This is a genomic window from Streptomyces sp. NPDC016309, assembly GCF_043077235.1.
In the GTDB taxonomy this organism is placed as follows: domain Bacteria; phylum Actinomycetota; class Actinomycetes; order Streptomycetales; family Streptomycetaceae; genus Streptomyces.
The window spans coordinates 62411-82239 of record NZ_JBIBSG010000002.1 but is presented as its reverse complement, the minus strand read 5'-3'; the positions used below and the strand labels follow the sequence as shown (position 1 = coordinate 82239).

The 19829-nt window shown below is 74.5% G+C and carries 15 protein-coding genes and 1 pseudogene; 12 read left to right on the top strand and 4 right to left on the bottom strand.

Annotated elements, in window-relative coordinates:
• Nucleotides 1-59: 59 nt before the first annotated feature.
• The 10 genes from ACF068_RS05015 to ACF068_RS04970 all read left to right on the top strand — a co-directional run bounded on the left by ACF068_RS05015 (nt 60) and on the right by ACF068_RS04970 (nt 13910).
• On the top strand, nt 60-2399 hold the full coding sequence (locus ACF068_RS05015) for an Orn/Lys/Arg decarboxylase N-terminal domain-containing protein (RefSeq protein ID WP_392272757.1): 2340 nt from the start codon (nt 60-62) through the stop codon (nt 2397-2399).
• Between the two features lie 336 nt (nt 2400-2735).
• Complete coding sequence (locus tag ACF068_RS05010; protein WP_392272756.1) at nt 2736-3926, top strand: PP2C family protein-serine/threonine phosphatase; 1191 nt, start codon at nt 2736-2738, stop codon at nt 3924-3926.
• Between the two features lie 318 nt (nt 3927-4244).
• Nucleotides 4245-4781, top strand: a complete 537-nt coding sequence (locus tag ACF068_RS05005; RefSeq protein ID WP_392272755.1) for a hypothetical protein — start codon at nt 4245-4247, stop codon at nt 4779-4781.
• A 431-nt stretch (nt 4782-5212) separates the two neighbouring features.
• Nucleotides 5213-7375, top strand: coding sequence for a hypothetical protein (locus ACF068_RS05000; protein ID WP_392272754.1), 2163 nt, complete (start codon nt 5213-5215; stop codon nt 7373-7375).
• A gap of 85 nt (nt 7376-7460) precedes the next feature.
• Complete coding sequence (pelF, locus tag ACF068_RS04995) at nt 7461-8972, top strand: GT4 family glycosyltransferase PelF (RefSeq protein ID WP_392272753.1); 1512 nt, start codon at nt 7461-7463, stop codon at nt 8970-8972.
• Nucleotides 8969-10288 carry a hypothetical protein gene (locus tag ACF068_RS04990; RefSeq protein WP_392272752.1) on the top strand — a complete coding sequence of 440 codons (1320 nt, stop codon included), beginning with the start codon at nt 8969-8971 and terminating at the stop codon, nt 10286-10288. The genes pelF and ACF068_RS04990 overlap by 4 nt, the downstream gene beginning before the upstream one ends.
• Before the next feature lie 108 nt (nt 10289-10396).
• Nucleotides 10397-11398 carry a GDP-mannose 4,6-dehydratase gene (locus ACF068_RS04985; protein ID WP_392272751.1) on the top strand — a complete coding sequence of 334 codons (1002 nt, stop codon included), beginning with the start codon at nt 10397-10399 and terminating at the stop codon, nt 11396-11398.
• A 31-nt stretch (nt 11399-11429) separates the two neighbouring features.
• Complete coding sequence (locus tag ACF068_RS04980) at nt 11430-12143, top strand: NDP-sugar synthase (RefSeq protein ID WP_392272750.1); 714 nt, start codon at nt 11430-11432, stop codon at nt 12141-12143.
• A gap of 7 nt (nt 12144-12150) precedes the next feature.
• The gene (locus ACF068_RS04975) at nt 12151-13110 is read left to right on the top strand and encodes an NAD-dependent epimerase/dehydratase family protein (protein WP_392272749.1); all 960 of its coding nucleotides are present in this window, start codon (nt 12151-12153) and stop codon (nt 13108-13110) included.
• Complete coding sequence (locus ACF068_RS04970) at nt 13107-13910, top strand: endo alpha-1,4 polygalactosaminidase (protein ID WP_392272748.1); 804 nt, start codon at nt 13107-13109, stop codon at nt 13908-13910. The genes ACF068_RS04975 and ACF068_RS04970 overlap by 4 nt, the downstream gene beginning before the upstream one ends.
• A gap of 63 nt (nt 13911-13973) precedes the next feature.
• Here the strand turns inward: ACF068_RS04970 and ACF068_RS04965 are convergent, their stop codons facing one another.
• Nucleotides 13974-14993 (bottom strand): isopenicillin N synthase family dioxygenase, encoded by a 1020-nt coding sequence (locus ACF068_RS04965; RefSeq protein WP_392272747.1) that lies wholly within the window; start codon nt 14991-14993, stop codon nt 13974-13976.
• A 499-nt stretch (nt 14994-15492) separates the two neighbouring features.
• On the opposite strand from ACF068_RS04965, the gene ACF068_RS04960 reads away from it, so the two are divergent.
• Together ACF068_RS04960 and ACF068_RS04955 are read left to right on the top strand one after the other, a co-directional pair.
• The gene (locus ACF068_RS04960; protein WP_392272746.1) at nt 15493-17712 is read left to right on the top strand and encodes a hypothetical protein; all 2220 of its coding nucleotides are present in this window, start codon (nt 15493-15495) and stop codon (nt 17710-17712) included.
• 39 nt (nt 17713-17751) lie between these two features.
• Nucleotides 17752-18036 carry a hypothetical protein gene (locus ACF068_RS04955; protein ID WP_392272745.1) on the top strand — a complete coding sequence of 95 codons (285 nt, stop codon included), beginning with the start codon at nt 17752-17754 and terminating at the stop codon, nt 18034-18036.
• Nucleotides 18037-18199: 163 nt separating this feature from the next.
• Here the strand turns inward: ACF068_RS04955 and ACF068_RS04950 are convergent.
• From ACF068_RS04950 to ACF068_RS04940, 3 genes and pseudogenes are all read right to left on the bottom strand, one after another.
• Nucleotides 18200-18316, bottom strand: a pseudogene (locus tag ACF068_RS04950) (MarR family transcriptional regulator); the annotation flags it as partial.
• A gap of 31 nt (nt 18317-18347) precedes the next feature.
• Nucleotides 18348-18908: a VanZ family protein gene (locus ACF068_RS04945; RefSeq protein ID WP_392272744.1), complete on the bottom strand. Its 561-nt coding sequence runs from the start codon at nt 18906-18908 to the stop codon at nt 18348-18350.
• 79 nt (nt 18909-18987) lie between these two features.
• Nucleotides 18988-19380, bottom strand: coding sequence for a DUF2267 domain-containing protein (locus ACF068_RS04940; protein WP_392272743.1), 393 nt, complete (start codon nt 19378-19380; stop codon nt 18988-18990).
• Nucleotides 19381-19829: the final 449 nt, after the last annotated feature.

Genomic DNA, 19829 nt, shown 5'->3' with positions numbered 1-19829 from the left:
GACTGTGCCGCGGGCCGCGGATACAACCCGGGGGCCCACCTATCGAGGAGGCGGACGTCATGGCGAACGGCACGGTCCTGCTGGCGGTGCGGGAGAACCCGCTGGGCGGTGGTGTCAGTACCGAGCAGCTCCGCCGCATCGGCAAGGAGCTGGAGAACCAGGGCATGGAGCTCCGGTGGGCCGCCGGGGCGCGGGAGGCCCGCGCCACCCTGCACACGGAGTCGGGGCTCGCGGCGGCCGTGGTCGCCTGGGACCTGCCGGGCGGCGGTGACGGTGAGGACGACCGGGACGGCGAGGGCGGCGGGGCCGACGTGCTGCGCCGGATCCAGCGACGGTTCAAGAACCTGCCCGTCTTCCTGCTGATGGCGGACGACTCCGACCAGGACCTGGAGCGGCTGCCGCTGTGGGTCTCCGAGGCGGTGGTCGGGTACATCTGGCCGCTGGAGGACACCGCCGCGTTCATCGCCGGCCGGGTCGTCACCGCCGCGCGCGCCTACCACCAGGACATCCTGCCGCCGTTCTTCAAGGCGCTGCGCCGGTTCGACGACGCCCACCAGTACTCGTGGCACACTCCGGCCCATTCGGGGGGCGTCGCGTTCCTCAAGTCGGCGACGGGCCGGGCGTTCTTCGACTACTTCGGGGAGCGGCTCTTCCGCAGCGACCTGTCGATCTCGGTCGGGGAACTGGGCTCGCTGTTCGAACACAACGGTCCCATCGGTGAGGCGGAGCGCAACGCCGCCCGGGTCTTCGGGGCCGACCGCACGTACTTCGTCCTGCACGGCGACTCCACCGCGGACCGCATGGTCGGGCACTACTGCGTCACGTCCGACGAGATCGCGCTGGTGGACCGCAACTGCCACAAGTCCGTCCTGCACGGCCTGGTGATCTCCGGAGCGCGTCCGGTGTACCTGGTCCCGACGCGCAACGGGTACGGGCTGGCGGGGCCGCTGCCCCCGACGGAGACCGACCCCGCCGCGGTCGCCGCCCGGGTGGCGGCCAATCCCCTGACGGCGGGGGCGGTCTCGCGCGAGGCGCAGTACGCGGTGCTGACCAACTCCACGTACGACGGGCTGTGCTACGACACGGTCGCGGCGGCCCGGGCCTTCGCGCCGAGCACGCCGCGCCTGCACTTCGACGAGGCCTGGTTCGCCTACGCCCGCTTCCATCCCCTGTACGCGGGGCGTTACGGGATGGCCGTCGGCCCGGAGACCTTCACCGGACCGGAGCGCCCCACCGTGTTCTCCACCCAGTCCACCCACAAGCTGCTGGCCGCGCTCTCGCAGACCGCGATGGTCCACGTGAAGTCGGCGCCCCGGGCGCCGGTCGCGCACGAGCGGTTCAACGAGGCGTTCATGATGCACGGCACCACCTCGCCGCTGTATCCGGCGATCGCCTCGCTGGACGTGGCGACCGCCATGATGGACGGTCCGCAGGGGCAGTGGCTGATCGACGAGGCGGTGACGGAGGCCATCCGGTTCCGGCAGGCCGTCGTGCGCACCGCACGGCGCGTCGCGGGCGCGGGTGACCGTCCCGGGTGGTTTTTCGGGGTGTGGCAGCCCGAGGCGGTGACCGATCCGGCCACCGGGGAACGTCTCGACTTCGCCGACGCGCCGGCCGCGCTGCTGCGGAGCGAGCCGTCCTGCTGGCACCTGGAGCCCGGCGCGCCCTGGCACGGGTTCCGCGACCTGAGCGACGGCTACTGCATGCTCGACCCGATCAAGGTGACGCTGACCTGCCCGGGCGTGAGCGCCACGGGTGAGACCTCGCCGTGGGGCATCCCGGCACGCGTCCTGACCGCGTACCTGGCCACCCGGGGGATCGTCGTCGAGAAGACCGACAGCTACACCACGCTGGTGCTGTTCTCCATGGGCATCACCAAGGGCAAGTGGGGCACGCTGATGGACGCCCTGATGGACTTCAAGGCCCTGTACGACACGGACGCTCCGCTGGACCAGGTGCTGCCCGATCTGGTCGAGCAGTACCCGCGCCGGTACTGCGGGGCCACCCTGCGCGAGCTGTGCCAGGAGATGCACGAGCACCTCACCGGGGCGCGGCTGATCAGCGCGCTGGACACGGCCTTCCAGCAGCTCCCCGAGCCGGTCGCGCCGCCCCGGCAGTGCTACCAGCGACTGATCCGGGGCGGCACCGAGCGGCTGCGGCTGAGCGAGGCCGCCGGGCGGGTCGCGGCCGCCATGGTGACGGTGACCCCGCCGGGCATCCCGGTGCTGATGCCCGGGGAGTCCACCGGCGCGGCGGACGGGCCGCTGCTGCGGTACCTGGGCGCGCTGGAGGCGTTCGACCGGGCCTTCCCCGGTTTCCACAGCGAGGCCCACGGCGTCACGGTCGACCCCGCGACCGGGGATTACCTGATCGAGTGTGTGCGCGTGTCCCCGGCTTGACGGGAGGGCGGGCCGGGGGGGGGGCGGGGGGGCGGGGGGGGGGCCGGCCCCGGGGGGGGCGGGCCGCCGGGGGGGGGGGGTTGGTCGTGGCGGGGGGGCGCGGGGCGGGGGGCGGCCGGCGGGCGGGGGGCGCGGGGGGGGCCGGGGGGGGGGGGGGGGGGGGGGGCGGGGGGGGGGGGGGGGGGGGGGGGGGGGGGGGGGGGGGGGGGGGGGGGCGCCCCCCCCCCCGCCGGTCGCGGCCCTCCGGTACGGGGGTGATGTACGTCGCGGCGGGCAGCGTCCGGGTGAGAACCGGACGGCCGGGGGAAGAAGTAGCGGCAGCGAAGGGAGGCCGCTGTGGAGGGTGAGGACCTGAGGCTGGGCGATGTCCTGGCGGAGGCGGCGGACGCCTCGCCGGTGGAGTCGGTCGACGTCGTCGCCCGTCACCTCCAGAAGCGCTTCCACGCGGTGTGCGTCTCCTTCCTGTTCGCCGACCTGATCGGGGAGCAGCTCGTCCGGCTGGCCGTCGCCGACGGGGTGCAGAGCGAGCGGGGCACGACCCGGATCGGCCTGCGCGGCAGTGTGTACGAGAAGGTGCTGCTGTCCCAACGCCTGCACGAGGAGCCGGACGGGGAGGACGCCCGGCGGATCGTCGCGCCGGTCACCAACCGGGGGGACTGCATCGGGGTGCTGGAGATGACGCTCCCCCACGCGGACGACGCGGTGCTGCGCCAGGTCGGGGAGGCGGCGCGGGCGCTGGCGTACATCATCGTCACCGACCGGCGGTTCACCGATCTCTACCACTGCAGCCGGCGGACCACGCCGACCAGTCTGGCCGCCGAGATCCAGCACAACCTGCTGCCGTCCGCCTCGTGTTGTGAGGCGGCGCAGTTCTCGGTGGCCGGCGGCCTGGTGCCCGCCGACGACATCGGCGGTGACACCTACGACTACGCGCTGGACCGCGACACACTGCACCTGTCCATCACCGACGCCATGGGGCACGACACCGAGTCGGCGCTGCTGGCGACCCTGCTGGTCGGTGCGCTGAGAGGGGCCCGGCGGGCCGGGTGCGACATCGCGGAGCAGGCCCGCCGGGCCCATCAGGCCCTGGTCGACCACAGCCACGGCATGGCGACCGGCCAGTTGTTCCGGATCCGGCTGGACACGGGCCGCCTCGAGCTCGTCAACGCCGGTCACCCGCGCCCTTTGCGGATGCGCGGCGACACGGTGGAGGAACTCCCCCTGTCCGTCAACCTCCCGTTCGGGGTGCCCTCCCGGACGCCGTACCGGGTGCAGGAGCTGGAGCTGCGCCCCGGTGACCGGCTGGTCATGCTGACCGACGGGATGCAGGAGCGTGCCGCGTCGGGGGTCGACCTGCCCGCGCTGGTGCGGGACACCCGCCGTCTGCATCCCCGCGAGACGGTCACCGCCCTGGTGGGCGCGGTGCGGACGGCCTGCCGGGACCGTCTCCAGGACGACGCGACCGCGCTGTGCCTGGACTGGTACGGCGCCGACGCGGCCGGTCGTCGCGCCCCCCAGTACGCGTAGGGGTACGCGCGGGACGGACGGGCGCCGCGTACGCCCGTGGGCGCGGTTCGTCGCGGGGCCGGAGCATGGGCTGGAGGGACGCGCAACGTGGCGGAATACGCCATTCCTTCACGACGTGCGGCAATCGCTTGCGTGCGCAGAGTCACCAGTCGTCGCCCGGCGTCCCCGGGCCCCCATCCGGGGCATATGCGCTCCGGCCGGCGGCCGGGACGCCCGCCGGCCGGGCCACCGGGCCGTGTGCGGTTCGAGCCGGGGACGGCGCCGGCCGCGCCGGGCGGGGCAGACGGGCGCGCCGGGCGTGACCTAACCTCCCGCGCCATGCGCCTCACACACCTCGCACGAGTGACCCTGACCGCGTTGTTCGCTCTCGTCGCCCTGCTCGGCCTGAGCGGGCCGGCGGCCGCCGCCGAACCGGCCGCGGCCGACCTGACGTTCACCGCCGACCAGCAGAGCGTGACCCCGGGCTCCACGGTCAACCTGACCATGACGTTCACCAACAACCAGGAGACGGACATCTGGTTCGTCTACCAGTCGGTGCAGCCGACCTGGCTCACCACCCAGCGCAAGGACCTGAAGTACGCCTTCACCTCCTGCACGGGCGACGGGGTGACGTGTTCGGGCACCGGCGGCACGAGCCTCGGCGTCGGTTACGCGATCCCGCTCGCCCCGGGCGCCACCCGGACGGTGACGCTCACCGTGCAGTTGGCCGCCGACTCCGGCTGCAACGGGAACATCGGCTTCTACTCGTACCTGTACTACGAGCACAACAACGGTCAGGCCACGAAGGACATGGTCGTCAACACCCCCGAGACGCGGGTGGCCTGCGCCCCGGCCACCGCCGCCGCACGCTCCTGACCCGTCCGCCCCGGACCCCGTCGGGCGGCCGGCCGCACCTCGTGTGCGACCGGCCGCCCCGCCGTCTGGCCGAAAACCGGCAGCGGTCGCCGCGCCCGCCCCGGACCGCCGAAAGGCCCCCGGCACGGGGCCGCCGAGGCTCCCGCGAGCAAGCGATTGCCCGCCCGTGACACCAGCGCCGTGCCGGGCGCGGGGCCGGTCCGCGAGGGTCCGGCGCACGGGCCCGAGAGGGCCCCGGAGAACCGCCTCCGCGCCGGGAGGCACCTGCGCTTTTCCGTCATGTTCCACATCGCGCTCACGAATCCTCCACACAGGCCGCACTATGTGACGCGTCGGAGCGGAACGGCAGCCGTGAGGGTGTCCGTGACGCTGGGGGGTGGGGCGCGACCGCCGGGGAGGCGGACCGCCCTTCCGGGAGGGGACATCACCGCATGAGGCGGACTCTGCGCACGACCGCGCTCGCCATGGGCGCGCTGTTACTCGGACCGATATCCGCGGTCACGCCCGCGACGGCCGCGGCGGCGGACCCGGCGCCCCGCGTCGACCTGCGCGTGCTGGTCGTCACGGACGGCGGGCCGGCCACCGCGGCGGTCGCCGCCGAACTGGACGGCGCCGGCACGCCGTACACGCTCGTCGACCTCACCCGGCCGGACCGGCCCGTGGTCGACGCGGCGTTCCTCGCCGACACGGTCGACGGCCGCCCGAGGGCGAAGTACCAGGCGGTGGTGCTGCCCGACGACGCGCCCTTCGCCGCCGGTTCGGGGGAGATGGCGGCGCTCGTCGCGTACGAGAGGACCTACGCGGTCCCGCAGGTCGACGCGTACACCTACGCCAGGCCCCAGGTGGGGCTCGAGTACCCGGTCAACGGCGGCCACCTGGGCCCGGTGGACGGGGTCCGCGCCCAGGTGACGGCCGCGGGCAAGGCCGGGCCGTTCGGCTACCTCGACGGCACCGTGCCCTTCGAGGACAACTCCCCCACCGTGAACGAGAGCTACGCCTTCCTCTCCCGGCCGGCCGCCGGTGCCGACTTCACCACCTACGTCGACGCGCCCGTGCCGGGCCGGCAGACCCGGGGCGTGCTGGTGGGCGAGTACCGCCACGACGGCCGCCGGGAACTGGTGGTGACCTTCGCCTACAACCGGTACCAGCAGCAGTTCCGGCTGCTGGCGCGCGGAATCGTCGACTGGATGACCCGGCAGACCCGGCTGGGCACGTCCCGGAACTACTTCGCGGTCCACGTGGACGACGTCTTCGCCGCCGACGACCGCTGGGACACCACGCTCGACTGCACCCCCGGGGACGTCGACTGCCGCCCCGGCACCGGCACCCCGGACCCGATCCGGATGACCGCCGCGGACGTCGAGCAGGCGGTGCGGTGGTCGCGCGACCGGGGCTTCACCCTGGACATGGCGTTCAACGGCGGCGGCAGCGTGGAGCACCGCGAGGAGCACGGCGGCGCCGACCCCGCCGCCGACCGGCTGGTCGCCGACCGGGACGCCTTCCGCTGGATCAACCACACCTACGATCACCCGTACCTGGGCTGCGAGCAGGACGTCGGCACCGTGCCGTGGAAGTGCGCGACCGACGCGGACGGCTCCCCCCGATATGTGAGCCGGGCCGAGATCGACCACCAGATCGCCGACAACCGGACCTGGGCCGAGCGGGCCGGGCTGCCGCTGCGCCCGGACGAGCTGGTCACCGGCGAGCACTCGGGGCTCAAGCTGCTGCCCCAGCAGCCGCAGGACAACCCGAACCTGGCGCCCTCGCTCACCGGCAACGGCATCGCCTGGCTCGGGGCCGACAACTCGCGGGACCCCGGCCAGCGCGCGGTGGGTTCCGCCCTCACCGTCGCCCGTCACCCGGTCAACATCTTCTACAACGCGGGCCGGGTCGCCGAGCAGGTCGACGAGTACAACTGGATCTACACCAGCCGTGCCCAGGGCGGCAGCGGCCTGTGCGAGGAACTCGCCGGCACCACCTGCCTCGACCGGCCCCTCGACACCACCACCGGCTACACCGGGCACATCGTCCCGCTGGAGACCCGGGTCGCGCTCGGCCACGTGCTGTCCGGCGACCCCCGGCCGCACTTCATCCACCAGTCCAACCTCGCCGAGGACCGCATCGGCTACCCCGTCCTCGACGGGGTGCTGGACCGGTACGCCGGGCTCCACGCCGACAACGCCCCGCTGGTGAACCTGCCGATGGGCGGCATCGGTGCCGAGCTGCGCGACCGGGCGGCCTGGCAGGCCGCCGTGCGGGCCGGTGACGTCACCGGCTACCGGATCGGCGACACCGTGACCGTACGGGCGCCCGCCGGCCTCCCGGTCGCGGCCACCGTGCCGGCCGGGACCGTCATCGGCACCGGGGACGGGGCCACCCCGTTCGGGGAGCCGTACGCCGGGACCACGTCGGGACGGGTCGCGGGCGGCGCCGACGGGACGACGTCCCTGACGCTGCCCGGCGCGGCCGCCGCCGCCCACGACACGGCCCGCGCCCAGGACACCGCGCGCGCCCCGGTCCCGACCCGGCCGGCACCGCGCGCCCCGGTGCCCGCGGGCGTCGCCCGGCCCGTGCCGTACGGCCCCGGGCACTGACCGCACCCTCTTCCCCACCCGGCCCGGGCACCGGTCCGCCACCGGTGCCCTCCCGGGCCGATCCCTGCTGCCGCGGAGCACGTCCATGCACGTAACGCACCACGCGCCGCGCACCGGCGCGGCGCACGTCACCCTGCTCACCGAAGGCACGTACCCGCACAGCCACGGCGGGGTCAGCGTCTGGTGCGACCAGCTCGTCAGCGGCATGCCCGACATCGACTTCGAGGTGATCGCGGTGACGGGAACGGGTCGTGAACCCCTCGTCTGGCAGATCCCGCCGCACGTGGCCGAGCCCGTGTCGGTCCCCATGTGGGGGCCGACGCCCACCGGTTCCGCCCCGGGCGGCCGCCGCGGGCGACGGCTGATCGGAGCGTACGAGCGTTTCCTCACCGCCCTGCTCGACCCCGCCCAGGAGGACCTTTTCGGTCCGGCGCTCCACGAGCTGGCGCACGCCGCCCGCGACGGGCTGCTCACCCCGGCGCTGGGGACCGACCGTGCCGTGGCCGTGCTGACCGGGGTGTGGAACCGCCCCGGCCTGACGGTCCGGGAGTCCCGCCCCACCCTGCACGACGCCGTCACGGCGACGAACCTCCTGGAACACGCCCTGCGTCCGCTGGCGGCGGACCCGCCGCGGCACGGCGTGGCCCACGCCGTCAGCGGGGGCATCGCCGCGCTGCCCGGCCTCGCCGCCAACGCACTGCACGGCGTGCCACTGCTGCTGACGGAGCACGGGGTGTACCTGCGCGAGCGGTACATCGGCTACCGCGGCGGCGCCTACCGCTGGCCGGTGAAGGCGGTGATGCTGGGCTTCTTCCGGCTGCTGGCCGGCGAGACCTACCGGCGCGCCGCTCTGATCACGCCCGGCAACCGCTACAACCGGCTGTGGGAGGAGCAGGGCGGCGCCGATCCCGCCCTGATCCGTACCGTCTACAACGGCGTCGATCCGGCCGCGTTCCCGGCCGCCGGGCCGGAACCGGAGCGGCCCACCCTGAGCTGGGCCGGCCGGGTCGACCCGATCAAGGACCTGGAGACGCTGATCCGTGCCTTCGCGCTGGTGCGCGAGGGCATACCCGGGGCCGCGCTCCGGCTGTTCGGCGGGACGCCCCGGGGCGGCGAGGCCTACCGGGAGCGGTGCGAGGAGCTGGCGCGGTCCCTGGGCCTGGGCGACGGCGTGACCTTCGAGGGGCGGGTGGACGACATCCGGGACGCCTACGCCGCGGGCAACGTGGTGATGCTGTCCAGCATCAGCGAGGGGTTCCCCTTCACGCTCATCGAGGCCATGTCGTGCGGGCGGGCCACCGTCTCGACCGATGTGGGCGGGGTCCGCGAGGCGGTGGGGACCGCGGGGCTCGTCGTCCCCCCGCGCGATCCGCGGGCGATGGCCGACGCGGCGCTGGAGCTGCTGACCGACGCCCCGCGCCGGGCGGAGATGGGCGAGGCGGCACGGCTGCGGGTGATCGAGCAGTTCACGCTGCGCCAGACCGTGGAGACCTTCCGCTCGATCTACCTGGAGCTCTCCTCGCCCGCCGCCGGCACGGGCGCCGTCCCCCGCGCGGACCGCGAGCGGCTCACGGCGCACGGGAGCGTGGCCGGATGAGCGGGCGGCCCGTTCCCGAGCCGGACAGCGACACGGTCTCGCTGCGCCTGGCGGGGCCCGTCGACGAACTGGCCGCCGAGCTGGCCGACCGGACGGCCCCCGCGGTGCACCCCTACGAGGTGGCCGCGCTCCTCGAATCGGAGGGGCTGACGGGTGAACAGATCCGCGCCCGCTACGGGCACCCCGACATCTTCTCGCTCGCCGAGGAGCTCTACCGGCGGGTGCCCCGGGCCTTCCCCGAGCCTCCCCCGGCGACGGACCCCTGGGCGCCCGACCACGTGCGCTGCGCCCTGCGCGGTGTGGTGTTCGCGCTGCCCGGGCTCGCCTACCCGCTCACCGCGCCGCTGTGGCGGGGCGCGGGCGCGGTGTCCGCCCTGGTCGTCGCGGGTCTGCTGTCGTGGGCCTGGGGCCAGGCGCTGAGTCACCGGACCTATGTGCGGCTGGCCGCCGGGCGCCGGGAGGCGGGGCTCACCCTGCGGGCCGGTGCCCCGGTGGGCGCGGCCCTCCCCGTGCTGGCCGCGCTGCTGATGGTGGGGCCGGGGCCGGCGGTCCTGTTCGCGGTGGGCCAGTCCGTGTACCTCGCGGCGGCGGGCGTGCTGCTGGTGCTGGGCCGGGAGCGGCTGCTGGCGGCGGCGCTGTCGCCGCTCGTCGCCGGCGGGGCGCTGCTGCTGTACGGGGAGCCGGGTACGGGCCCGCGGATCGGGCTGCCCCTGCTCACCCTGGTGGCGTCGACCGCCCTGGCCGCGCACGCCGTGCGGGACGCGCTCCGGTCGGCCGCGGTGCCGGGGCCGGCCCGGACCGGGTACCTGGCGTCCCTGCCGTACGGGCTGTTCGGGCTGGCCGCCGGGGCGCTCGTGCTGTCCGAGGGAGCCCGCCACCCGTACGCGGTGATCGCGCTGACGGTCAGCATGGGGCCCGCCGAGTGGCTGCTGTACCGGTTCCGGGGCCTGTCGGTGGCGGCGCTGCGGGCGTCGGCCACGCCCCGGGGGTTCCGGCTGCGGTCGGCGCGCACCCTGACGGTCTGTCTGGTGGCGTATCTGGCGCTGCTCGTACCGGCGGCGTTGCTGACCGGGGCGCCCGTGGGGGAGCTGGCCGCGCTGGGGGCGACCCTGTGGACGGCCCTGCTGTTGCAGGCCTTCGGTGTCGGGCTGTCCCCGGCGGTCGTGTGTCTCGGGGCGGCGGCGCCCGTGACGGTGGCGGCGGTCACCGGTTCGCCCCCGTGGCCATGGCTGCTGACCGCCTGTTGTTCCGTCGCCGCCGTCGCCCTGGCGGGCCTCGCCCTGTACGCGCTGGGCCGCCCCTCGGCCCACGCCTGAGGCCGCTCCGCGCACCGCCGCACCACGCACGCACCGCGACCGCCGGCGCACGAGCGCCGGCCGCACACCGCACACCGCACACCGCACACCGGACGAAAGGACGACCACGTGACCTCCGCACCGCTCGCCGCCGTGACCGGGGCCGACGGCTTCATCGGCTCCCACCTGACCGAGGCGCTGGTGGCCTCGGGCCACCGGGTCCGCGCCATGGCGCAGTACAACTCCTTCTCGTCGTACGGCTGGCTGGAGGTGCTGCCGCGCGACGTGCTCGACCAGGTCGAGATCGTCCTGGGGGACGTACGCGACCCCGGCTCGGTGCGCGCCCTGGCCGAAGGGGCGGACGCGGTCTACCACCTGGCCGCGCTCATCGCCATCCCGTACTCCTACCGGGCGCCGCACAGCTACGTCGACACCAATGTCACCGGCACCCTCAACGTGCTGGAGGCGGTGCGCGTCCTGGGCACGCCCCGGCTGGTGCACACCTCCACGAGCGAGACCTACGGCACCGCCCGGACCGTGCCGATCACCGAGGACCACCCCATCAACACCCAGTCCCCCTACGCCGCTTCCAAGGCGGGCGGCGACCGGCTCGCGGACAGCTACCACGCGAGCTTCGACACCCCGGTGGTCACCCTGCGTCCGTTCAACACCTACGGCCCCCGCCAGTCCATGCGTGCCGTGATCCCGACCGTCATCGGTCAGGTCGCGGCCGGGTCGCGCACGATCACCCTCGGCGACCTGCGGCCGACCCGCGACTTCTGCTACGTCGCCGACACGGCCCGGGCGTTCCTCGCCGTGGGCACCGCCCCGGCCGACCGTGTGGTGGGACGGACCTTCAACGCCGGTACCGGGCAGGAGATCTCGGTCGGTGACCTCGTCCGGCTCGTCGGCAAGGTGATGGGCGCCGACCTGGACGTCCAGGAGGACGCGCAGCGCATCCGGCCCGCCGCCTCGGAGGTCATGCGGCTGGTCGCCGACGCCACCCGGCTGCGGGAGGCGACGGGCTGGGAACCGGCCCACGACCTGGAGCAGGGCCTCGCCCGGACCGTCGAGTTCTTCCGCGACCCGGCGCACCTCGCCCGCTACAAGACGGACATCTACAACATCTGACCCAATGGGCCCATGGAGAGGGAGGTATCCCATGCACGTCGTGATACTCGCCGGGGGCAAAGGCGTCCGGCTGCGGCCGTACACCACGGCGCTGCCCAAGCCGCTGGTTCCCATCGGGGACCGGCACGCGATCCTGGAGATCGTGCTGCGGCAACTGGCGTCGGCCGGCTTCACGAGCTGCACCCTGGCCATCGGCCACCTCGGGCAGATCATCCGGGCCTACGTCGGCAGCGGCTCGCGCTGGGGCATGGAGGTCGACTACTCCACCGAGGAGAGCCCGCTGGGCACCATCGGGCCGCTGCTGACCATGCGGGACCGGCTGCCCGAGTCGTTCCTGGTGATGAACGGGGACGTCCTGACCGACCTCGACTACGCCGATCTGCTGCACCGGCACCGCGCCGGGGGTGCTCCGCTGACCATCGCCACCTACTCCCGGCAGGTGAACATCGACTTCGGGGTGCTGACCACCGACGCGGGCAAGGTGGTGGGCTTCCGGGAGAAGCCCAGCCTCGACTACCGCGTCTCCATGGGGGTGTACGGGTTGTCGCGCTCCACGCTGGACAGTTACACCCCGGGACTGCCGCTCGGTTTCGACGAGCTGATCCTGGACCTGCTGAAGACACCGACTCCCCCGGCGGCGTACGAGTTCGACGGCTACTGGCTCGACATCGGGCGCCCGGACGACTACGACCGCGCCAACGCGGAGTTCACCACCCACCAGTCGCTGCTGCTGAAGGGAGCCTGAGCACCTCATGCGCATCCTCGTCCTGGGTTCGACCGGGTATCTGGGGGCCCACGTCACCGAGCGGCTGCGTGCCGTGGAGGGGGTGCGGCCGCTCCTGGGCGGCCGGTCCCCCGGCTCGGACCTCGTGGTGGACCTCGCGACCGTCCGGACCGGTCCGCTCGCCGAGGCGCTCGCCGCGCTCGCTCCCGACGCGGTGGTGAACTGCGCGGGCGCCGTGGGCGGCGACCCCGTGACACTGGCGGAGGTCAACGCCCGGGGGCCCGCCGTGCTGTGCGCCGCGCTGCGGGAGACCGTGCCGGGTGCCCGGCTGGTCCACCTGGGCTCGGCCGCCGAGTACGGCCCCGGCCGGCCCGGTGAGCCGGTCACCGAGGACGCGCCGACCCGGCCGGTGGCCCCCTACGGTGCCACCAAGCTCGCCGGCACGGTCGCCGTCACCTCCTCGGGGCTGGACGCCGTCGTCCTCCGGGTGGGCAACCCGGTCGGCCCGGGCGCCCCGGCCGCGGGGCTGCCGGGCGGGCTGGCGCGGCGGCTGCTGCGGGCGGGCGGGGACGCGGAGGCGGTGGTCCGGCTCGGCGACCTCTCCGGGTACCGCGACTTCGTGGACGTACGGGACGTCGCCCGCGCGGTGGAGCTGGCGGTGACCCGGCCGGGACCGGTGCCGCCGGTGCTGAACGTCGGCGGCGGGCGGGCGGTTCCGGTGCGGGACCTGGTCCACGGGCTGGTCCGGACGGCCGGTTTCCCGGGCCGTGTCGAGGAGGCCGGCGACGGGTCGGCCCGCTCGGCCGCGGTGGCGTGGCAGTGCTCGGACGTCTCGGCGGCGCGCCGGGCGCTCGGCTGGTCGCCCCGCTTCGGCCTGGACGACTCGGTGGCCGCGCTCTGGGCGGACCTGGCCGGTCCGCGGCCGCCCGCGCGACCGGAGGCGCCGGCCGGTGCGGTGCCGGAGTCCGGCAGGGGCACGGTGCGGTGACCGGGTCCGGCGGACGGGGGGCGCGGTGGACGGCGCTGCTCGCGGTGGTGCTGGTGGTGGTCGCCGGGTGCACGGCACCGGCCGGACCCCGGCCCCCGGCGGGGCGCTGGGTGCCGCGCCCGGGCACGGCCTGGCAGTGGCAGCTCGACGGGCGGGTCGATCCGCGGGCCGACGTCCCCGTGTACGACATCGACGGGTTCGAGAACACCGCCGGGGACGTGGCGCGGCTGCACCGCGACGGGCGCCGCGTCATCTGTTACCTCAACGCCGGCGCGTGGGAGGACTTCCGGCCCGACAAGGACGACTTCCCCGCGTCCGTACGGGGCAGGCCCAACGGCTGGAGCGGTGAGCGCTGGCTCGACGTCCGGCGCCTGGACGTGCTGCGGCCGCTGATGGAGCGGCGGCTCGACATGTGCCGGCGCAAGGGCTTCGACGCGGTGGAGCCGGACCTGATGGACGGGTACCTCCATGACACCGGGTTCCCGCTGCGGGCGGCCCACCAGCTCGCGTACAACCGCATGATCGCCGACGCGGCGCACCGGCGGGGCCTGTCGGTGGGGCTGAAGAACGACCTGCCGCAGATCCCGGAGCTGGTGGGCCGGTTCGACTTCGCGGTCAACGAGCAGTGCGCCGAGTTCGACGAGTGCGCGCGGCTGGTGCCGTTCGTCCGGGCGGGCAAGGCGGTGTTCCACGTCGAGTACGCGCTGGCGCCGGGCGACTTCTGCGCCGAGACGCGCCGGCTCGGCCTGTCGTCGATGCGCAAGCGGCTGCGGCTCGACCCCTGGCGCCAGGCCTGCTGACGGGGACGGCACCGGGGCGGGGGGGGCGGTGGCGCGGCCGCCCCCCCGTACCGCCCGGGCGGGTCAGCCGGCGCCGACCAGCTCGGGGTGGTGGCGGCGGGCGACCTCCGGGTGGGCCCGGACCCAGCCCTTGAGCTCGTTGCGCCCGTACTCGGCGTGCAGCGGGTTGGTGTGGTCGTGCGCGATGCCCGGTGCCCGGCTCAGGTAGGCGCCGGGGACGGTGTCGATGACCGCGTCGAGGCGGGGGTTGTAGAAGAACGGCACCGAGAAGCGCTCCACCGCGCCCGGCGGGCTGACGACACGGTGGTCGGTCGCCGCGAGGTAGCCGTTGGTCGCGATCTCCAGCAGCTCGCCGAGGTTGACCACGAACGCGCCGGGCAGCGGCGGCACTTCGAGGAACGTGTCGCCGGAGCGGACCTGGAGCCCGCCCACGTCGTCCTGGAGCAGCAGGGTGAGGAAGCCGTAGTCCTTGTGCGCGCCCACCCCCTGGCCGCTGCCGGAGGGGGCCGACCCGGGGTAGCGGATCAGCTTGGTGTGCAGGTGGGGCCGGTCGGCGAACGCCTCGTCGAAGAAGTCGGCCGGCGCTCCGACGGACACGAGCAGTTCCCGCAGCAGCCGGTGGGCCACCGCCGCCAGCCGCTCCTGCCAGTCGAGCACCACCGAGCGCAGCTCCGGCAAGGCGGCCGGCCACTGGTTGGGGCCTTCCAGCCACAGGTACGCGGGGTCGTCGGGGCCCACCGCGGGCGCGGGCCGTTCGGCGCCGACGTCGAGCTGGTCGCGCCAGTCGGAGCGGCCGCCGGTGAGCTCGTGCCCGATCCGGGTGTAGCCGCGGAAGTGCGGCGAGCGCAGGTTGCTGACGGCCAGCCGGTCGGCTTCCGGCAGTGCGAAGAACTCCCTGGTGAGGCGCAATATCCGGTCGGTCTCCGGGGAGCTGATGCCGTGCCCGGTCAGGTGGAGGAAGCCGACGTGGTGCGCGGCGTCGTGCAGTTCCTTGTGGAACGCCGCCCGGGTCTCGGGGTCGTCGGCCAAGGACAGATCGATGACGGGCAGGGAGCCCGGGAATGCTGGTGGCATGGACGGCATGATGGCCTTCCGTTTCTGCGGTGACGAGGCCCTGCTCCCGGAGATGGCGGGATCGCGGGGGTACGCAGGGCCGGTCGGCAGGGGTGTGCCGAGGGGCCGCGTGTCCGCGACAGGACCGGTGGGGACGGTGAGGAAGAGGTCAGTCCTGCGGCAGACAGCTCATGGTCGTGACGCGCACGTAGTCCACGTGCCGGCGCATCACGAGAAGAGTCACCCGGTGAGCTTAACCCGGGCCGGGGCGGCCGGCCCGGAGATCTTGGCCACACCGGGCGGCGGTGCCCCCGCCCACGGCGCCGGGCCCGCCGCCCGCCCGGGCCCGGCGCCGCTCGGCCGTGGCCCGGAGGCGCTCGGCCGGGCCCGGTGACGCTCACCCCCCGTGCCCGTGGGCCGTGTCCGGATCCGGACGGGTCCCGGGATGCGCGGCCGGAGGGCAGGGCCGATGATCGGCCGGGAGGGGCCGAACCGGTCGGCCCGGCTCTCACGTCCTTGCGAGGCCGCCATGGCGTCCCACCACCATGCCGGTGCCGGGCACCCCGGCGCGGCCGACGCGGCCGGGACCGCGCGACTGTTGCGCGAGGCGGCCCTTGAGGTGTCGCGCGGTGCGCGGGAGATCCGGGACGTCGCCGCGCGGACCGGGGCGGTGCTGGGCTCGTCCCGGTTCACCCGGTCGAGCCTCCGGCACCCGCGGACCGGGATGGCCGCCCAGTGGGCGCTCGTCCGGGCGCTGACCAGCGAGGCGGGGCTCGGCTTCGCGCTGGGCGCCGGGGACGGGGTGCTCAGGCGGGTGGGCCAGGCCGGCGAGGTCTGCGGCCGGGAGAGCCTCGCGAACCGGGTGGCGGTGACGTCGCTGCGGCTGCGTGCCGCCGCGGTGCTGGCGGAGCACCCGGAGCTGGGGCGGGACCCGGGCGTACGGCGCCTGATGGACGCCGTGACGGGCGACCGGGACGTGGAGGCGCTGCGCGCGCTGCGGGCCCTGCTGAAGGACAAGGGCGCCGAGCGGGCGATGTCCACGGTGGCGCCGCTGTTCGCGGAGCTGTCGGCGATCCGGGCGCTGCTGGACGAGAACCCGCTCAACGACGAGGTGGGCTGGCAGATCGCGACCGGTGAGGCGCTGCACGCCGATCCGTGGTTCGGGATCTCGGCGCGCCACCTGGCGGCCTTCGACGCGGGTGAGGGGGCCGCCGTCGCGGTGGACCTGGCCGAGGACGGGCGGCGGTCGCTCGCCGGCGAGGGCTCCCTCATGGGGTTCCTGCGCAACATCGACCTGCTGGGGACGGACGGGCGCATCCTGATCCAGGACGTGCGGGGGCCCGACGGCGTGGTGCGGCACGTCCTCCAGGCGCCCGGGATGGCTCCCGGCAAGCCGCGCAACGACTCGCCCCAGGACTTCGTCGGCGCGTGGAGCAACCTGTTCGACCCGGAGTCCCCGTACACCCGCGGCATCCTGCTGGCGATCGAGGAGTACGGGCTGCCCGCCGGCGCGGACCTGGCGCTCGTCGGCCACAGCGAGGGCGGCATCGCCCTGATGAACCTGGCGCAGAACGGCGCTTTCTGCCGCCGCTTCCGGGTGACGCACGTGGTGGCCGTGGGGTCGCCGATCGACAACAAGAGGCCCGCCGACGCCCGCACCTGGGTGGCGAGCGTCACCAACCAGCACGACCTGGTGCCCACCCTGGACGGCAGGGGCGCGGGCTCCGGGGCGGTGTTCACCCCGCACCCCGACTGGTACGAGGTGGACTACACCGACCCCAGTCACGACTTCCCGCTCTGCCACTCGCTCGGCACGTACATGGGGAACCTGGAGACGGACCTGGACGAGGCCCGGCGGGACATCGACGAGGCGCTGGCGCCGTACCGGGGGCCGGTGCTGCGCTCCCAGGTGTACCAGCTCAAGGACCGGGCGAACCCGCCGCAGGGGTACCCCCTGATGGCGGTGCCGGTGAGCACGGTGGACACCTCCGCGGGCCCGGCCGAGGTGCCGGTGCGCTACTACGACTCGACGGCCGTGGTGGCGGTGTTCGCCGTGGACCCGGACCGGGCTGCCGGTCTGCTGTCCGGGACCTCGTGGATGAGCCCGAGCCGGTTCGGACGGCGCGTCCTGGTGGCGCTGTCCGCGTACGAGCACCGCTGCGCGAGCCTCGGTCCGTACCGCGAACTGAGCCTGGCCGTGCTGGTGAACGACCTGTGGCGGCCCCGCGCCCATGACGTGCTGCGCGAGCTGCTGCGCCGGGCGGACGCCCGCCGCACCGGGCGCCAGGTGACCGCGCTGGCCGTGACGTCCGAGGAGGCGGCGGCGGTGAGCCGGGAGGTGTGGGGCCAGCCGGCCGGGACGGCCTTCGTGGACGTGCGGCTGGCGGGCAACCGGCTGCACGCGGTGCTGGCCGGGTCGGGCCCCGGGCCGGACGGCGAGGCGCCCCCGCCGCTCCTCGCGCTGAGCGGCGACCTCGGCCCGTACCTGCCGGCCCCGCACGTGGACTCGGTGCTGTACGGGCGTACGGCCGACGCCACCCTGCGCTCGATGGTGCACTGCGCGGGACGCCAGCGGTTCCACGCCGCGCCCCGGCTGCGGTTGCGCTGCGCGCCGGGGCCCGGGGCGGCGGAGCAGCCGCTGGTGCGGCAGGCCCGGGCGCTGGGGCTGGACGGGGCGCGGCCGCTGTGCGTGCTGAGCACGCCGGAGTACCAGGCCCGCCGGGGGGCGGGGGCACCCCTGCCCCGCTGAGCTGCGGGCAGGACGACGCCAGGAGAGGGAGGTACCCGGATGACCGTGGACCCGGCAGGCGGGGACGGCGGCACGGCCGCCCACGAGGCGCGGCTGCGGGCCGACGCCGAGGTGCTCACCGGTACGGCACGCCGGCTGCTGGAGCGGGCGGCGGCGCTGGAGGGGCGGCCCGGGGTGCCCGACTGGTGCGTGCCCACGCTGCGCCGGCAGGCGGAGTGCTGCCGGGCGGCCGCGGCGGACCTGGCGGAGGCGGCGGCCGTCCTCGGCAGGCACGCGGCCCGGGCCGTGGACGGCAGCCCGGCGGTGGCCGGCCGCGTGCCCTGACGGATCTGCCGGTCCCGGCGCGAGCTTGCGGGACCCGCAACCGAAAGCGCACAGGTTCGCAGATTCTCACGCTTGAGAGCAGCTCAGCTGTCCTCACACCGTCGATGACGCCCGCCGCTGCACTGGCGCCCTCGGCGCCGATTCCGTCGGCATCTCACCACGTTCAAGCCGTGGCGTGTGGCTGGTGGCTGTGGCCGCTGGGGGCCGTGGCGCGGTCGGCTTCATCCTGAGGAAGCCAGGACAGCAGCGAGGCAACAGTCCGTCCGGCCTCGGCCGGATGCCCCGCTCATGGGGGCGCACCCAGCCCACCGCTAGCTGACGGCGGTCGGTTGCTTGGTGAAGCGGTGCCACCAGTGCCGGCGGCGGGGATGGACAGCGCGGCCCAGGCGGCGACCGATCAGCAGGTAGCCGAGGAGGGCGCCCGTCGTGTTGAGCAGGACATCGTCGACGTCGAATGCACGCCCGGCGATAAGTGCGCCCTGGATCAACTCGACCAGCGTCATCACCAGCGCGGTGACCGCTATGACGCGAACGAGTCCCCGGGCGCGGGGCACCAGCACTGGCAGTAGCAGACCGAACGGCATGCCCAGCACAACGTTGCCGCCAAGTTGTTTGACGGTGTCACGGAAGGCCGACTGCGCGAGATAGTCGCGGATGGAGTCACCCGGCCGCAGGTTGGTGTGCGTCAACGGTGCGGAAGCGGCCGAGGACTCCAGCGTCAGCCGGGCCAGTAGCACTGCGAAGATCACAGTCCCGGCGAGAGCCAGCAGCATGGCCACCGCGCGCCCGCGCTTGGAGAGAGGCGGTTGGCCGGGGAGGTTTTGTCTTTCTGGTTCCTTCGCGGTCTTGTCGTGCAGGACTGTCCGTGCCATCACGAGCCCCCAGTCAGGGTTGGTCTGCTTGCACCGTCCGATAACCCGCTCGGAGGGGGCTACTCGGTGTGCGGCGGGTTCACACAGGGTCCGTACGGCCGAACAGCCCCGCGTGGCCTGGCGGAAGTTGGGTGAGGATGCGGCGCAGCAGTGCGTCGTCGGCCACCTCTGCGACCGTGGCGAGCACCGCGGTGACAGCGCGGCGAGCTTGCGCGACATCGACGTCACTGCGTGCGGCGACCGCCTCGACGAAACCCCGAGGAGTCAGGGGTTCACTGGCCGGGGCGATGTCGGTGAGCAGCGGGCCACACTGCCGGGGCAGCAGACCGGCCAGGTCCGTGCGGTCATCACCCACCAGATGCGCGCCCAGCACCTCCAGCACACTCTGTACCGCTCCGGCCGCCTCCTGGCGCACCGCGTAACCTCCGCGCTCCTGGACCCGATCAAGCAGCACTTCCACGGACGCGTTCATAAACGCTCCCTCCTTCGCTGTCTCCACCGCAGCACCACCGGACAGGTGGCGGATACGCAGGGTGACCGTCCAGCTACCCGGCATCCTGGGCGGCAATCCTGCACCAGCTCGCGTCGGAGCAGTGGGTTCCTTCGAGTGGGTGAAGCCTGCGCGTCGTGATGGAGCCTTCCTGAGGCAAGCGGGCCTCGGCTGCGCTTGGTGTGAGGAATATGGTGGAGACGGCTCCGAAGCCGTTGCCTCCGCGCGCTCGTCGCCAGTCCTCCCGGTCAGCCCCATCGCGAGGACTGCTGCCCGAACTCCCGACGTTGCTCCGCACGTCGGCCGGGCTCGCAGTGCACCGTGTGCTCCAGGACGGATCAGAACTGGCGACTGGCTGGGCGGACGGCGCCGAGCAGCGGCGCCAGGTAGTGCGACAGCCCTCCAGGCACTCGAAGCACTCCTGATCGCTA

Bases quoted from the DNA above. Each gene is read 5' to 3' on its own strand.
- ACF068_RS04945 (WP_392272744.1), bottom strand. From the start codon at position 18,908: ATGGCACGGACAGTCCTGCACGACAAGACCGCGAAGGAACCAGAAAGA.
- pelF (WP_392272753.1), top strand. From the start codon at position 7,461: ATGCACGTAACGCACCACGCGCCGCGCACCGGCGCGGCGCACGTCACC.
- ACF068_RS04965 (WP_392272747.1), bottom strand. From the start codon at position 14,993: ATGCCGTCCATGCCACCAGCATTCCCGGGCTCCCTGCCCGTCATCGAT.
- ACF068_RS05015 (WP_392272757.1), top strand. From the start codon at position 60: ATGGCGAACGGCACGGTCCTGCTGGCGGTGCGGGAGAACCCGCTGGGC.
- ACF068_RS04975 (WP_392272749.1), top strand. From the start codon at position 12,151: ATGCGCATCCTCGTCCTGGGTTCGACCGGGTATCTGGGGGCCCACGTC.
- ACF068_RS04980 (WP_392272750.1), top strand. From the start codon at position 11,430: ATGCACGTCGTGATACTCGCCGGGGGCAAAGGCGTCCGGCTGCGGCCG.
- ACF068_RS04955 (WP_392272745.1), top strand. From the start codon at position 17,752: ATGACCGTGGACCCGGCAGGCGGGGACGGCGGCACGGCCGCCCACGAG.
- ACF068_RS04990 (WP_392272752.1), top strand. From the start codon at position 8,969: ATGAGCGGGCGGCCCGTTCCCGAGCCGGACAGCGACACGGTCTCGCTG.
- ACF068_RS05005 (WP_392272755.1), top strand. From the start codon at position 4,245: ATGCGCCTCACACACCTCGCACGAGTGACCCTGACCGCGTTGTTCGCT.
- ACF068_RS04960 (WP_392272746.1), top strand. From the start codon at position 15,493: ATGGCGTCCCACCACCATGCCGGTGCCGGGCACCCCGGCGCGGCCGAC.
- ACF068_RS05000 (WP_392272754.1), top strand. From the start codon at position 5,213: ATGAGGCGGACTCTGCGCACGACCGCGCTCGCCATGGGCGCGCTGTTA.
- ACF068_RS04940 (WP_392272743.1), bottom strand. From the start codon at position 19,380: ATGAACGCGTCCGTGGAAGTGCTGCTTGATCGGGTCCAGGAGCGCGGA.